Origin of the sequence: Lipingzhangella halophila, assembly GCF_014203805.1 — a bacterium.
GTDB lineage: Bacteria > Actinomycetota > Actinomycetes > Streptosporangiales > Streptosporangiaceae > Lipingzhangella > Lipingzhangella halophila.
Map to the genome: position 1 here is coordinate 3,357,848 of NZ_JACHJT010000001.1, position 14,067 is coordinate 3,371,914.

The following is a 14,067-nucleotide window of genomic DNA, read 5'->3' on the forward strand; positions in this document are numbered from 1 at the left end:
GCGGACACGTTCGTCGCCGAGAACGACGCCGCAGACATCCTCGCCGCGCCCCGCGGCCGGACGTCCAACCACTCGCCCACATCACCGATCCAGTCCGCGACTTCCCTGGTCGGAGGCGCCGTCCCGCGCACTGGGGACGTCCGGTGCCCGAGACTCAGTGTTTGATCCCGACCCCGGCGTACTCCCACACCTGGCGGTCGGCGCCGGAGGGGACGGGCTCCGGCGCCGGCTTGGCGAAGTTCTTCCAGGTCGTGCATTCCACCAGGCGCGGTTCGGCGGCACCCTCCAGATCGGGGGCGACGATCTCAAGCCCGTCCATCGCGCGGTCGGCCTCTTCGAGCAGGCGCACCCGCCCCCAGGGCATGCGCAGGTTCTGCGCCAGCTCGGTGACGACCTTCCCCTTCTCCTCGCTGTCTGAGGCGATGTGCGAGTAGACGAGGCAGGACCCCGGAGCCAACCGGTCGATAACCCGCGCCAGCGCGCCGAACGGGTCGGCGTCGTCGGGCAGGCAGTGCAGCACCGAGACGAGCATGAGGCACACCGGCCTGGAGAGGTCGAGCAGCCGCAGCGTCTCGGAATCGTCCAGGTAGGTCTCGGGCTGGGCCAGGTCGCCGGCGATCACCGTGGTGTTGGCGTTCTCGGCGAGGATCGCCTCGCCGTGCGCGAGCACGATGGGGTCGCTGTCGACGTAGACCACCCGTGCGTCGGGATTGTGCCCCTGGGCGATCTGGTGGGTGTTCTCGACTGTGGGAAGCCCCGATCCCACGTCCAGGAACTGGTCGATACCGGTGTGCTCACTGACCCAGGTGACAGCGCGCTTGAGGTAGGCGCGGTTCTCGTGGGCCAGGTTGACCAACTCGGGGGCGTGTTCCAGCCCCATCCGCAGCGCCTCGCGATCGACCTCGTAGTGGTCCTTACCGCCCAGGCACGCGTCGTAGACACGTGCCGCGCTCGGAACAGAGGTGTCGATCCCGATGGGAAGCCCGGCCGCACGCTCACCGCTCATTACGCCCTCTCCTCCAGCCGCGGAAACCTGATGCGCATGCTACATCCCCGGCCACGTAGGCGGTTGGGACGCGAAGCCGCGAGAGTGGTCCCAGCCCGGGCCCCGCCCGGCCGGTCAGGTCGCGGGTCGGGTAACCACAAACGAGAAGTCGTAGAGGTCGCCGCGGCACAGCGACTGGCCGCGTTCGACGATCCGCCCGGTCTCGTCCATGCTGATGCGCTTCACGTGCAGGCCGGCCGAGTTCGGTTCCACCTTGAGCAGTTGGGCGTGCTCCTCTCCCACGTTGACCGCGCGTACCTGTTGCTGCGCCCGGCGCAGGCGGACGTCGTACTTCGAGTCCAGCACCCCGTACAGCGAATGGGTCAGGTCCTCCTCAAGCAGCCCCGGAAAGCGCGGCGCGTGCAGACACACCTCCTCGTGGCACAGCGGGATGCCGTCGGCCAGGCGCAACCGCTCGATCCGGTAGACCTGGGCACCGGGCGGCACGCCCAGGTCCACAGCGATGTGCGTCTCGGCAGTGATCTCCTCGGCCGCGATCAGCTCGGTGCCGGGCTCGTAGCCGCGGGCCGCGAGATCCTCGGAGAAGGAGGTCAGAGCGGGCCCCTTGGACAGTCGGGGCTGTGCCACGAAGGTACCGACACCGCGCACCGACCGCAGCACACCGTCGGCGCGCAGGCTGTTCAGTGCCTGGCGTACCGTCATGCGGCTCACTTCGAAGCGCTCGGCGAGCTGGCGCTCCGTGGGCAGCATGTCGTTCGGCGCCATGGTCGCGGTGACCTCGGCGAGTACGCGGTCGCGCAACTGCTGGTGCTTGGCTCGCTGATCCATCTGCGCCCCCGTGTCCTCGGTACGTACAGCGGTCTCTCACAGGCCGCGGTGGACGGCGGAGCTGTGGCACTTCGCCCTGATCATCGCGGCGACCGCTACGGGGTCTCGCGCGGACTCGGCCGGGCCACATCGCGTTTCCTGGAGCCAGCTCTCCTCGAGCATAGTGACCTCGGCGTCGAATCGGTCCGCGTCGGGCTCGCCGCCCCGCGCCAGCGCGCTTCGGAGTGTCCGCAGCCACAGCCGCCAGCGCGGCAGATAGTACCCCGAGACCAGGCCGGACCAGTGCCGTCCCGCGTAGTCCTGCAGGACGTGCCCGGGCTCCACCCAGCAGGTCAGCAGCCGCCGGGCGTCGCACACCAGGGCGGCGCGTTCGGACTCGGTGCGGCCCCAAGCGCACGCCCCCGCCAGCCAGGTGTCCAGCCGGTAGTCGCCAATGGTGCTGGCCAGCAGGTCCAGGTCCGCCATGGTCTCCAGGAACGCGGACCCGGCGCGGTCGAGGCCGTCGGGATCGCGCCTCTGGTAGGCCGCCACCACCTCCGCGTACTGCTGGGCGGCCAGCCCGCTCAGCACCATGTCGCCGACGTCGACGAGGTCGCGCCGCATCCCGGCGGTCGCGCCCGACCGCGACGCGCTGTCGAGCAGCAGGTCCCACGCGCGCAGCAGCGGATCTCCGGCTCCCGCTTCCGCGCGCGGCGCGGTCAGGTTGAGCGGGTGCCACGGTTCGAGGCCGTGGTCCACCCGCGGCCGGCTCGCCACGACCGACACCGGTGGTCCGGACTGCTCGGTGCCGGCGTAGACCTCGCTGCCGAGGATCCGCCACGCCTCGCGCAGCCCTTCGTCGTCCCGGCCGCACCGCCGGCGCGCGTAGTCCCGCAGCCAGCGTTCGAGCGAGGGAACCTCCCCGTGCCACGCGACATCGGCGAGCAGCTCGTAGAGCACCGGGTCCCGGTTCAGGCACTCCGTGCTCGCGCCCACGCCGCGCAGCCCGCCGCCCTCGGGAAGAGCGGCGATCCGGCCCGGTTCCGCGGCCACCGCGCGCATCTGCCCGTGCATTCCGGGACGGCCGCCCAGGCTGTGCAGCATGCACCACAGCCACGAGCGGCCCGCGAAGTAGTCCGTGCGCTCAGCGGCGGGACTGTGCTCGGCCCACAGGTCGAGCACGAGAAGCTGTTCAGCCGGGATCGCGCCGAGGAACGCCTCGACCCGGTCCGGGCTCCAGAAGTCCGACCGGTAGGTGAAGGGCCACCCCTGCAACACCCAGACGCCGCGCTCGTCGTGCTCGCGGAGCGTCCGCGAGACCGCCCGGGCGGATTCGGCGACCGCCGCCGTCTCGCCGTTCGGCGGAACTCCCTCGATGAACGGGTCGATCGCGTAGTAGTGCCCGGTTCCGTACTCGCGCTCCTGCTCCCGCAGTAGCGCACGCCCGAACGAGTGGAACAGCGGGTCGGCCGGGTCCAGCGCGCGGTTGTCGAAGCCCATCCAGTCCACCCGGGACGCACGCGCTCCCGCGAGCTCCGCCGGGAGGTAGCCCGGGAACCCCGGCAACACCGGCGTCATCCCCAGGCTCCGCTGCCGGTCCAGGATCCGGTGTGCCAGGTCGGCGCGGTCGGCAAGCCAACTGTCGGTCACCGTTGTGCCGTGATCGTGCACGCAGCCCATCGCCATCCACGGGAAGAAGGCCGGGCCGCCGATGAAGGCGCGGGCCCGTTCGTCGCTCACTCCGAACTCGCGCAGAGTCCGCAGCCAGACGAGTTCCTGGCCGACGATGCACAGCGGGAGGTTCACACCGTGCAGGGCCATCCAGTCGATCTCCCGCTCCCACCGCGCCCAGTCCCAGTACAGCGTGGTGTAGGCGAAGGCGCAGAAGTTCAGGTAGTACCGCCACGACCAGGGGCTGGTGACCGTCTCCCGATCCAGGGAGGGCAGCGGGTCGGGCAGCGCCACCTCAGTGTCGTCCCACGTCGGGTAGCGGTCGCACGCGTGCACCAGGTAGTGGCGCAGCGCCGAGGCCGCGGCCACGCCGGACGTCGCCCGGATGGACACCCGCCCCGCGGTGGCCGCCACCTCGAACATGTCCGCCTGCTCCGGCGCCGGGGCGCACACGTCGAGGTCGAACGCGTGCGCGCGCTCGCCGAGCACCCGTCCCAGGAGGCCATGAGCGGGATGCCGGGTGCCGCGCTCCGGGGCAGCGGCGCGCTGCCCGTCCGTGTCTTCGCTCATCGGTGCCTCACCCCTTCAACCCGCCCTGCAGCAGGCCGGCGATAAAGCTGCGCTGGAAGATCAGGTACACGAGAAGGATCGGCAGGATCACGATGACGGTTCCCGCGGACAGCAGCGGAACGTCCAGACCGTGCTGGCCGACGAAGAAACCCAGCCCTGCTGGAGCGGTGCGGGAGTCGGGGTCCTGGATCAGGATCAGCACCAGCATGAACTGGTTCCACGACCACATGAACACCAGCACCGCGAGGGTCGTCAGTGCCGGTCTGGCCAGCGGGAGCAGCACCGCGCGCAGGATGACCGCCGAGGAGGCCCCGTCCACGCGCGCGGCGTCCACGAGCTCGCGGGGCATGGCGCGGAAGTGGTTGCGCATCCAGTACACGCTGAACGGCATGAACAGCGCGATCTCGGCCAGGACCACCCCGATGAGCGAGTTGCCCAGGCCCACCGCCTGCAGGTTGAAGTAGAGCGGGATGACGATGAACTCGACCGGGATCGTCAGTCCCGCAACGAAGAACAGCAGGATGGCGTTCTCGCCGCGCAGGTTCATCGTGCCCAGCGCGTAGCCGGCCAGGGTCGCCAGCACCACCGAGACCGGCACGACCAGCAGCGCCACGACGAGGCTGTTGCGCAGCAGGGTCGAGAAGCCCGCCGCTGTCCAGGCCTGCCGGTAGTTGTCCAGGTTCCATTCCTCCGGCAGGGACAGCCCGGTCACCGCGGAGCCCGCGGGCTGCATGGAGGCCAGGAAGATACTCAGGAACGGGATCACGATGAGGACTGCCAGGACCAGCAGGACGAGGAGCCCGCACCAGCGTTCGACCTTGGAGCTCATTCGGGTTTCACCAGCCGCGTGATCGTGAACACCAGGAACAGGATCATGGCCGCGAGGACGGTCGCCACCGCCGCGGCCAGTCCCACCTCGTTCTGGGTGAAGGCGAGCCGGTACACCAGCAGGCCGGGAACGTTGGTGTTGCCCGCGGGGCCGCCGTCCGTGGTGACGTAGACGATGTCGAAGCTGGCCAGCGCCGCGACCGTGGTCACGGTCAACGCCACGGCCACCTCGCCGCGCAACGCGGGCAGGGTCACGGTCCGGAACTCCCGGACCGGGCCGGCGCCGTCGATGCGCGCCGCCTCGTACAGGTTCGGGTCCACCTTCTGCACCCCACTGAAGAACAGCACCATGCACAGCCCGCTCATCGCCCAGGTGCCCACCAGGCCGACGGCGATCAGCGCGAAGTCCGCATCGCCCAGCCAGGCCCGAGTGACCGTGTCCAGGCCCACGGCGCGCAGGGCCTGGTTCACCACCCCGTCCGAGCCGTACATCCAGCGCCACGTGATGCCGACGGCCACGAGCGGCACCACCTGGGGGACGAAGAACAGCAGACGGAACGCGGTCATGCCGCGCCGCGGGTGCCGTGCGAGCAGCCCCACCATGACCATGCCCAGCACGATCGGCAGCCAGGAGAAGAAGACGACGAGGGTCAGCGCGTTCAGCACCGCTCCGCGCAGGTCCGGGTCGGCCAGCACCTCCCGGTAGTTGCCCAGGCCGACCCAACTTGCGACCGTCACCCCGTCCCAGTCGAAGAACGACAGGTACACGGTGTGCAGCATCGGCAGGACCGCGAAGAGCACGTAGAACGCCAGCGCGGGCAGCACGTACAGGTACCCGCGCCACGACGGCGCGCGCTTTTCCCCGCGTGGCGCGCCGGACCGCGGGGCGGTGGCGCGCACCGGAGGCGCGGTGTCAGCGACCGTATTGGACACGCTGGCTACTCCGACTGGTATTCGTCCCGAACCTGCTGCAGGTTCCGGAGGTAGTCGGCGGGTTCGGTGTCGCCGGCGAGCAGGCCCTGAACGCCCGACACCATCTCGTTGTAGGAGGCGGGCGCCGAATAGTCCGGGTAGAGGTTGAGTGTTCCCTCCTCGATGATCGCGGAGTAGCCGTCGTGCACGTCGGACAACACTCCGCTGGGCTCCGGCGCGATCTCGGCGTTGGGCGGTTCGAACCCGCCTTCGCTGGAGATCTCGGCGGCCTCGGGCGAGCCGAGGAAGTCGAGGAACGCGGCGGCGACGTCGGGGTGCTCGGTCTGCGCGGAGATGTTGTAGGACACGCTCAGCCCGGAGGCGACCGGTTCCTTGTCCTCCTCCACGCCCGGCAGCAGGAAGAACCCCGCGTTGTCGCCCATCTCCGAGTCGACCTGGCCGGCGGCCCAGTTGCCGTTGATCAGGAAGACGCTCTCCCCCGAGGCGAACTCGGCCGTGGAGTCGGCCTGGCCCAGACCGCTCGCCGACTCGTTGATGTAGCCGCGCTCGGCCCAGTCGACCATGGTTTCGGTCGCGGCGAGCGCCTGGTCACCGGTCAGGGAGCCGCCCTCGACGCCGTTGACCCAGTCCTGGTACTCCTCGGGCGGCATCGTGGAGTTGAGCAGCTCCGTCCAGAGGTGGACGCCTCCGGAGTCGAGCGCCCCCACGTGCAGGGGGTTCAGGTCGGCGTCCTGGGCCTGCTCCAGGGCCCGCTCGAACTCCTCCAGAGTGCCGGGGGGCGCGTCGATGCCCGCCTCCTCGGCGAGCTCCTTGTTGTAGAAGATCCCGGACAGCGACATGCCCACCGGGGCGCCGTAGAGGTACCCGCTGCCGTGCACCTTGCCGTTCTCTTCGAGCCGCAGCGGCTCCAGGGTGTTCTCCGGGAACGTCTCCGACCAGTTGTAGGCCTCGTAGTAGGGGTCGAGGTCGAGGATGTGCCCCGAGCCGATGAGGTCCTTGGTCTGGACGTTGTACTGGGCGATGTCCGGCGGGGAGTCGGAGGTCATCATCAGCTTGAGGTTGGTCTCGTAGTCACTGAACTCGGTGTGCTCCGGCTCGATGGTGACCTGCGGATGCTTCTCCTCGAAGGCGTCGGCGAGCGCCTCGACCATCTCGGGGCCGTCGGTGAACGCGAGCCGCAGCGTGACCTCCTCGTCGGGCAGCTCGGTGGAGACCTCGCGGTCGGGGTCAGGGCCCGACCCCCCGTTGTTCCCGCCGCCGCCGGGTACCAGCGCCTCGCAGCCGACCAGTGCGCATACGGCGACTCCCACGGCCGCGGGCCGGCCGATCGTGATCCTCCATGACATCCGCCGCGCTCCTTCCATCCACTGACCGGAGAGCTCGCCACCACTTCCCAGTGTGACGCGCGCCTCATCCTGCCAGATATTGGTATAGCCCTACAAGGCAGTGTCAGGGCTGACATCCTGGTCAAATCTCGTTACTCTCGATTCGCACGCCGCTGTGGTCTATACCTGGACCAAATACCGACCGAATCGGAGATCGCATGCCGCAGTCCCGCGACGACCCGGGCTCCCCCGTGGGCGACGACCGCGACACGCTGAACCGGTTACCGACCGAGCAGATTCGGCCCGGGTGCGAGGACCTGGACCTGCGGCCGGTCGACGACGTCGTCGGGTTGCTGCTCGACTCCGAGGGGCACGTCCCCTCGGCGCTGCACGCCGCGCGCGCCCAGCTCGCGGCCGCCGTGCGGGAGATCGCCGCGCGCTTCGCGCGCGGCGGCAGGCTGGTCTATGTGGGAGCGGGCACCCCGGGCCGCATCGCGCTGCTGGACGCGGTCGAGTGCGCGCCCACGTTCGGCGTCGAGCCGGAACGGGTCACCGCGATCGTCGCGGGCGGCGACGAAGCCCGGGAAAGCGCGGCCGAGGACGCCGAGGACGACATCGCGCAGGCGCGCACCCGCCTGGCGGAGGCGGAACTGACCAGCGAGGACGTCGTCGTCGGGATCACGGCCTCGGGCCGGACCCCGTTCGTTCTGGAAGGGCTGGCGATCGCTCGCGCCGCCGGCGCGACCACGATGGCCGTCACCAACAACCCGGGCCAGCCGGTGAGCGCAGCCGCCGACCACGTCATCGAGCTGCGCACCGGCCCCGAGGTCCTGGCCGGGTCCACCCGCCTGACAGCGGGCACTGCGCAGAAGGTCGCGCTCAACGTGCTGTCCACAGCCTCGATGGTGCGGTGGGGGCGGACCTACGGGGGCTGGATGGTCGGCGTGCAGGCGACGAACGGCAAGCTCCGCGGCCGCGCCGTCCGGATCATCCAGGAGATCACCGGCGTCGACCCCGCCACGGCCGGCGACGCGCTCGACGCCGCCGCCCAGGAGACACAGACGGCCCTGGTCATGGTGCTGCTCGGGGTCGATGCCGGCACCGCGCGCGGCCTGCTGAAGAGCACCGACGGCCGGGTACGCGACGCCGTCTCCCGCGGAGACACCGGTGAGCGGCCGTGACCGCCTCCACGGCACCGGCCGCGGGCCGGCGGCAAGTGGCGCTGGACAAAGGACGCCACCAGCACGAAGGGAAGGGACGGGGACATGCAGCCGACCATCTCAGCAGAGCTCCACTCGCCCTACGAACTACCGGCCGCGACCATCGCGGACTTCGAGCGGGACGGCTTCGTGAAGCTGTCCGGGGTACTCGACCGCGGCACCCTGGAACAGGTGGAACCCGACATCACGGACAAGGTGCGGGCGCTCAACACCACCGACGACGTCCCCTACGGGGAACGGTCCGTCCTGCAGAAAGCGTTCCTGCAGGTCGGCAACCTCTGGCGGAACAGCCAGGGAGCACGTGACCTCGTGTTCTCGCACCGCCTGGCGCACATCGCGACACAGTTGCTGGGGGTGGAGGGCGTGCGCCTGTTCGCCGACCAGGCGCTGTACAAGCAACCCTCAGGGGACATCACACCGTGGCACGCCGACCAGTACTACTGGCCGATCGACAGCGACCGTGTCTGCACGGTGTGGATCCCCCTGCAGGACACACCGCTGGAGATGGGGCCGCTGGCCTTCGCGCGCGCAAGCCACCGGTTCGAGTACGGCAGGGACCTCCCGATCAGCGAGGACTCGGAGCGGCAGCTGCAGGAGGCACTGGCTCGCGAGCGGTTCGAGACCGTGCAGCAGCCGTTCGAGCTGGGCGACGTCAGCTTCCACCTCGGCTGGACGTTCCACCGCGCGGGCCAGAACGAGGCGAGTTCCCCGCGGCGGGTCATGACGGTCATCTTCCTGGACGCCGCGACCCGCGTCTCCCGCAAGGTCGGCGAGCACCAGCAGCCCCAACTCGACATCCTCATGCCCGGAACCGAACCGGGCGGCCTCCCGAACGGCCCCGCGAACCCGCTCCTGTACCCGCTTTGAACCGGCTGGGAGACGCCGCGGGACCGGGCCCGCGGACGGCTCCGGCCGCAGGACCGCAAGAAGGGGACCGCGGGCTGTGCCCGCGGTCCCCTTCGCGCGACTCGGTTGGCGGGCGTGGTGGGCCCGTCCGGCGGGGTCACTTCTTCGCTTTCGGCCGCCGGCTGCCGCGCCCGGCGCGGACCTTGCGCCGCAGGCCGTCGCCAGTGCGCAGGATGCGCCGCGCGGGCGACGCGACCACCTCCGATACCGGAAAGCCCGGAACGAGGTTGCCCTGCCCGGCCCGGGGGTCCTCCGCGGAGGCGGCCATGCGCTCGGGCAGGCCCGAGTCCTCCCAGGTCCCGGAAGCGCTCCCCTCCTCGCCGTCGTTCGCGGCGCCGTGCGCGTTGGCCGGATTCTGCCGTGCGGCCCGCTCCTTGCGCTCGCGGTACCGGTCCATCAGGTAGGTCACGACCGGCCACTCCACGCGCGCCGGCTGCGCCAGACCCGCCCAAAGGTAGGCCCTGGTTCCCCACGCCTCCATGGCCCGCCGGGCGCGGGTGATGGTGAAGAAGGTCGGCATCGCGAGCACGAGCTGCGGCCAGGCCAGAACGAGGGCGGCAAGCAGCGGCATGAGCCCGCCGCCGGCCAGCGCCGTGCCGGCGCCGATCACCACGGGGGTGAGGGCCAGACCGGTCCGAAGCGCCGTGATCTGCCGGAACCGGTGCAGCGAGCGGCGCACCGACGCTTGGGCGGACAACCCCTCGGGCAGGGGGGACGGCTGCACAACGACAGCAAGCAGGAGAGAGGCGACCGCGACCGAACTCGACAGCAGGATCATCCATCCCGGCGCCGAGAGGCGGCCACCGACCAGCAGCGCGACGAGTCCGAGCACGGGCAGGGGAAAGGGGATGAAGAAGAGAACCTGGCGGCGAAGCTGCGCGGCCTCGGTGGGCCGAAGCACAACCTCCATCAAGCCCGCGTACAGCTTCTTCGCTCTGCTCACTGCGCAAATCCCCCAATTCTCGTCCGCGAAACCGTGCGCTGGGAGATGACCCTGCCCCACGGAGGAGGCGGGTGGCGCTTCAGTGAACTGCTCCGTGTCCGTGCAGCAGCGTGGTCTCCCGTCGCTCGCCGCAGAAGTACATGGTACTCCGATCCGCGCTTTTGCTCCCAGCTTGTCGCAAATCCCCTACCCGTGTAGACGCGTCCGACTCACAGTCTGTTCACGCGATTAACGGCGGGTTCGTCGCAAGCTGGCTCACATGGGGCGGCGGAGGCCCCAGTCTACCCGCGAAGTCACTCACCCGTCCTTACCAAAGAACGGTCTTCGCCGCCCCGAAGTATCCCGCTCAGTGGGGAAAGCTGGGGGTTCCGCCACCGGATAACGGCCGGTTCCGCGCCGCGTGCGCGGCGGCCTCTCACCCTTCGAGCCGCCCCAGTGCCACGGCCATCCGGAGTACGAACGCACCGCGCCCGTCCGAGGGCACGTGCCCGGTCAGATCGGCGATCCGGCTAAGGCGGTAGCGCACCGTGTTGGGGTGCACGAACAGCATCCGCGCGGTCGCCTCCAGCGAGGAGGCGTGCTCCAGGTAGACCGAGAGGGTGTCCAGCAACGGCGAGCCCGCGGCGCTCAGGGGGACATAGACCTCGTCGACGAGATGGCGGCGGGCCACGGAGTCGCCGTCCAGGACACGCTCGGGCAGCAGGTCCTCGGAGAGCACCGGACGCGGGGCGTCTGGCCAGGCCAGGGCGGACCGGAGGCCGCTCACCGCCGAGCGCACCGAACGGTTCGCGGACTGCAGGTCACTGACGGCGGGCCCGACGACAACGGGGCCGGGCCCGAACATCCCGGCCAGCGGCTCGGCGGCGGTCATGGGGGCGGTCGCCTCGTCGAACCGCTCGTTGACTCCGAGCACCACCACGACCCGCTCCCCCTGGAGGCCGGCGAGGACGTCGTGCCCCGCGCGGCGGGCGGCCGTGCGGATGTCATCCAGCGCGCCCTCGCCGTTCTGGCCCCCCAGGCCGCCCGCAATGGCGATGACCGGCGTGCGCGACCAGCCCAGAGCGGACCCCCACGTCTGCAGGCCCTCCTCACGGTCGCCGTGCAGGAGGGCGTCGACGATGAGCGCCTCCAGCCGCGCGTCCCAGGCGCCGCGTGCCTCAGCGGCGCGCGCGTAGATCCGCGCCGAACTGAACGCGACCTCGCGCGTGTAACGCAGCACGGCCTCACGCAACTGCTGCTCTCCCCCAGGAGCGGCCAACTCCTCGACCTGCGCCTCCACCACGTCGATGACGACCTGGATCATCTCCACGGTCTGCTGCAGCGTTACTGAGCGGGTCAGCTCGCGCGGTGCGGTCCCGAACACCTCGACGGTGATGGCGGGGCGGCCGCGTGCCGGGTTCTTGAACCAGTCGACGAACGCGGCCATACCGGACTGGGCCACCAGGCCGACCCACGACCGGTCCTCAGCCGACATCCGGCGGAACCACGACAGCTTGCTCTCCATGCGGGCAACAGCGGCCGTACCGAGGGTGCCCATAGCGCGTTCGAGACGGGCCACGGTCGCGGCCCGAACGGCGGCGTCGTCACCGGACTCATCGGCGAAACGCTCGAACTCATCCTGGCCAGTGGATTCCGTGCTCACACTTCCAGGGTGGCATCACGCCGGGACCGGTTTGGCGCCGGCGGAGACGGCCCGCGCCGCCCACTCCGGGGCGGCTCGGCCCGCTGTATGGGCGGAACCGGCACACTGTCCGGGCCGAGCCCACGTTGCGCATCGGCCCCCAGACCGGACCATCTTGTAGGAGTTCGACAAAAGGCGTCTCGAAAACTTCGTACGTGTCCCCATCCGGCTGGCGAACTCCCACAGGGCAGTGTTGATGACGTGCTTGTAATTGTCGCTCCCGGTCAAGGTGCTCAGGTCCCCGGCTTCCTCGAACCCTGGCTCGAGTCGCCCGGCATCGCCGAGCGTTTCGGGCGCTGGTCCGAGGCGGCCCAGGTGGATCTGAAGCGCTACGGCACGACAGCGGACGCGGAGGAGATCCGCGACACCGCGGTCGCCCAACCGCTGCTCGTCGGCGCCGGACTGGCCGCCACCACCGCCCTGTTCGACGACCTCGCCGACGCACCGGCCGCCATCGACGCGACCGCCGGGCACAGCGTTGGAGAGTTCACCGCCGCCGGTATCGCGGGCGTGCTCCACGCCGACGACGCCATGGCCCTGGTAGCCGAGCGGGGACGCGGCATGGCCGACGCCTCCGCGGCCATCGCCACCGGCATGACGGCTGTACTCGGCGGGGACCGCGAAGAAGTCCTGGCCGCCCTGGAGACGCACGGGCTGACCGCCGCCAACGACAACGGCTCCGGACAGTTCGTCGCCGCCGGAACCGAGGAGCAGCTCGCCGCGCTCGCCGAGAACCCGCCGTCCCGTGCCCGCCTGCGCCCGTTGTCCGTGGCCGGTGCGTTCCACACCCGGCACATGGCACCGGCCATGGAACAGGTACGCGCGGTGGCCGATACGGTCACCCCGGCCGACCCGCGGACCCGTCTGCTCTCCAACCGGGACGGCGCGGTGGTCACCAGCGGGCGAGAGTACCTCGATCGGCTCGTCTCGCAGATCAGCTCCCCAGTGCGGTGGGACGCGTGCACCCAGACCCTTGCCGACCTGGGCGTCACCGCACTGATCGAATTGCCGCCGGCGGGTACTCTGGTCGGCCTGGCCAAGCGCGCCCTGCGTGGCGTCGAGCTGCTCGCCGTCAAGAGCCCTGAGGACCTGGACCGCGCCCGCGAGCTGGTCAAGGAACACTCAGTTGGCTCGCCTCTCCCTCCGGAAGGTCGTGCCTGATGAACCTGTCCCCCACCGCTGCCGGCGCACGCGTCGCCGCCTTCGGTGAGTACCAACCCGGCAACGTCGTCACCAACGACGATCTCGCCGCGCGCGTCGACACCACCGACGAGTGGATCCGCAGCAGAGTCGGTATCGAGGAACGCCGCGTCGCGGGCGGCGACGAAACCGTGGTCAGCATGGCGGTGGCCGCCGGCGGCAAGGCTCTTGCCGCGGGTGGGGTCTCGCCGGACGAGATCGACCTGGTGATCGTCGCCACATGCACGGTTACCGATCAGATCCCGAACGCCGCCGCCAGCGTCGCCACCCGCCTGGGGATCAACGCTCCCGGCGCGTTCGACCTGAACGCCGCCTGTGCCGGGTTCTGCTACGCGCTCAACGTGGCCGCGGACTCGGTGCGCTCCGGATCCGCCCGGAACGTGCTGGTGGTCGGCTCGGAGAAGATGTCCGAGTGGGTCGACTGGGACGACCGCTCCACCTGCGTGATCTTCGCGGACGGCGCCGGGGCGGCCGTGGTCACCCCCGCCGAGGCCCCGGGGATCGGCCCGGTCGTGTGGGGAAGCGCCGGTGACGGGGCCGACACGATCTACCTCCGGGAGAACAAGTACCTTTACCAGGAGGGCCAGGCGGTGTTCCGGTGGACGACCACCGAGCTCTACCCGGTCGCACTGCAGGCGCTGGAGCGCGCCGGGGTTTCGGCCACGGAGCTCACCGCGTTCGTACCGCACCAGGCCAACCTGCGTATCGTCGAGGCGATAGCGCGCAAGCTGGGCGCGCCTCAGGCGCTCATCGCGCGCGATATCGTCACCGCGGGCAACACCTCGTCAGCGTCCATCCCTCTCGCGATCTCGCGGATGAGCGGGCGCGGCGAGCTGCCCTCGGGGAGCACGGTGCTCACCCTGGGATTCGGCGCCGGACTGACCTACGCGGCCCAGGTGCTGCGGATTCCCTAGACCCGCGTGGGTGGCGCACGCGCCGGAGCCCACGGCAACGCTCGATTTCACACTGAAGGAGAC

Annotated in this window: 12 protein-coding genes; 4 read left to right on the plus strand and 8 right to left on the minus strand. The window is 70.4% G+C overall.

What is annotated here, in order from left to right; translation table 11 throughout:
• Positions 1 to 154: 154 nt before the first annotated feature.
• The 6 genes from F4561_RS15550 to F4561_RS15575 form a co-directional block, all read right to left on the minus strand.
• The gene (locus F4561_RS15550) at positions 155 to 1,006 is read right to left on the minus strand and encodes an SAM-dependent methyltransferase (RefSeq protein ID WP_184579752.1); all 852 of its coding nucleotides are present in this window, start codon (positions 1,004 to 1,006) and stop codon (positions 155 to 157) included.
• 114 nt (positions 1,007 to 1,120) lie between these two features.
• The gene (locus tag F4561_RS15555) at positions 1,121 to 1,834 is read right to left on the minus strand and encodes a GntR family transcriptional regulator (RefSeq protein ID WP_184579754.1); all 714 of its coding nucleotides are present in this window, start codon (positions 1,832 to 1,834) and stop codon (positions 1,121 to 1,123) included.
• Between the two features lie 36 nt (positions 1,835 to 1,870).
• Complete coding sequence (locus F4561_RS15560; protein ID WP_184579756.1) at positions 1,871 to 4,054, minus strand: alpha-N-acetylglucosaminidase; 2,184 nt, start codon at positions 4,052 to 4,054, stop codon at positions 1,871 to 1,873.
• A 7-nt stretch (positions 4,055 to 4,061) separates the two neighbouring features.
• Positions 4,062 to 4,883, minus strand: coding sequence for a carbohydrate ABC transporter permease (locus F4561_RS15565; protein WP_184579758.1), 822 nt, complete (start codon positions 4,881 to 4,883; stop codon positions 4,062 to 4,064).
• A complete protein-coding gene (locus F4561_RS15570; RefSeq protein ID WP_312885294.1) occupies positions 4,880 to 5,815 on the minus strand; it encodes a carbohydrate ABC transporter permease in 936 nt (311 codons plus the stop codon). Before F4561_RS15570 ends, F4561_RS15565 begins: the two co-directional genes overlap by 4 nt.
• Before the next feature lie 5 nt (positions 5,816 to 5,820).
• Positions 5,821 to 7,161, minus strand: a complete 1,341-nt coding sequence (locus F4561_RS15575) for an ABC transporter substrate-binding protein (protein ID WP_184579760.1) — start codon at positions 7,159 to 7,161, stop codon at positions 5,821 to 5,823.
• Positions 7,162 to 7,358: 197 nt separating this feature from the next.
• Between F4561_RS15575 and murQ the strand changes: the two genes are divergently transcribed.
• Positions 7,359 to 8,321: an N-acetylmuramic acid 6-phosphate etherase gene (murQ, locus tag F4561_RS15580; protein ID WP_184579763.1), complete on the plus strand. Its 963-nt coding sequence runs from the start codon at positions 7,359 to 7,361 to the stop codon at positions 8,319 to 8,321.
• 84 nt (positions 8,322 to 8,405) lie between these two features.
• Positions 8,406 to 9,227, plus strand: a complete 822-nt coding sequence (locus F4561_RS15585; protein ID WP_184579765.1) for a phytanoyl-CoA dioxygenase family protein — start codon at positions 8,406 to 8,408, stop codon at positions 9,225 to 9,227.
• Between the two features lie 136 nt (positions 9,228 to 9,363).
• Here the strand turns inward: F4561_RS15585 and F4561_RS15590 are convergent, their stop codons facing one another.
• Both F4561_RS15590 and F4561_RS15595 read right to left on the minus strand, forming a co-directional pair.
• A complete protein-coding gene (locus F4561_RS15590; protein WP_184583700.1) occupies positions 9,364 to 10,176 on the minus strand; it encodes a hypothetical protein in 813 nt (270 codons plus the stop codon).
• A 448-nt stretch (positions 10,177 to 10,624) separates the two neighbouring features.
• The gene (locus F4561_RS15595) at positions 10,625 to 11,851 is read right to left on the minus strand and encodes a PucR family transcriptional regulator (protein WP_312885295.1); all 1,227 of its coding nucleotides are present in this window, start codon (positions 11,849 to 11,851) and stop codon (positions 10,625 to 10,627) included.
• 240 nt (positions 11,852 to 12,091) lie between these two features.
• Between F4561_RS15595 and F4561_RS15600 the strand changes: the two genes are divergently transcribed.
• Together F4561_RS15600 and F4561_RS15605 are read left to right on the plus strand one after the other, a co-directional pair.
• The gene (locus tag F4561_RS15600) at positions 12,092 to 13,051 is read left to right on the plus strand and encodes an ACP S-malonyltransferase (RefSeq protein ID WP_184579766.1); all 960 of its coding nucleotides are present in this window, start codon (positions 12,092 to 12,094) and stop codon (positions 13,049 to 13,051) included.
• A complete protein-coding gene (locus F4561_RS15605; RefSeq protein ID WP_184579768.1) occupies positions 13,051 to 14,004 on the plus strand; it encodes a beta-ketoacyl-ACP synthase III in 954 nt (317 codons plus the stop codon). Before F4561_RS15600 ends, F4561_RS15605 begins: the two co-directional genes overlap by 1 nt.
• Positions 14,005 to 14,067: the final 63 nt, after the last annotated feature.

What these genes read in the sequence shown, in the direction of transcription:
- F4561_RS15585 (WP_184579765.1), top strand. Translation starts at nt 8,406, where the DNA reads ATGCAGCCGACCATCTCAGCAGAGCTCCACTCGCCCTACGAACTACCG.
- F4561_RS15590 (WP_184583700.1), bottom strand. Translation starts at nt 10,176, where the DNA reads ATGGAGGTTGTGCTTCGGCCCACCGAGGCCGCGCAGCTTCGCCGCCAG.
- F4561_RS15565 (WP_184579758.1), bottom strand. Translation starts at nt 4,883, where the DNA reads ATGAGCTCCAAGGTCGAACGCTGGTGCGGGCTCCTCGTCCTGCTGGTC.
- F4561_RS15550 (WP_184579752.1), bottom strand. Translation starts at nt 1,006, where the DNA reads ATGAGCGGTGAGCGTGCGGCCGGGCTTCCCATCGGGATCGACACCTCT.
- F4561_RS15560 (WP_184579756.1), bottom strand. Translation starts at nt 4,054, where the DNA reads ATGAGCGAAGACACGGACGGGCAGCGCGCCGCTGCCCCGGAGCGCGGC.
- F4561_RS15575 (WP_184579760.1), bottom strand. Translation starts at nt 7,161, where the DNA reads ATGTCATGGAGGATCACGATCGGCCGGCCCGCGGCCGTGGGAGTCGCC.
- murQ (WP_184579763.1), top strand. Translation starts at nt 7,359, where the DNA reads ATGCCGCAGTCCCGCGACGACCCGGGCTCCCCCGTGGGCGACGACCGC.
- F4561_RS15555 (WP_184579754.1), bottom strand. Translation starts at nt 1,834, where the DNA reads ATGGATCAGCGAGCCAAGCACCAGCAGTTGCGCGACCGCGTACTCGCC.
- F4561_RS15605 (WP_184579768.1), top strand. Translation starts at nt 13,051, where the DNA reads ATGAACCTGTCCCCCACCGCTGCCGGCGCACGCGTCGCCGCCTTCGGT.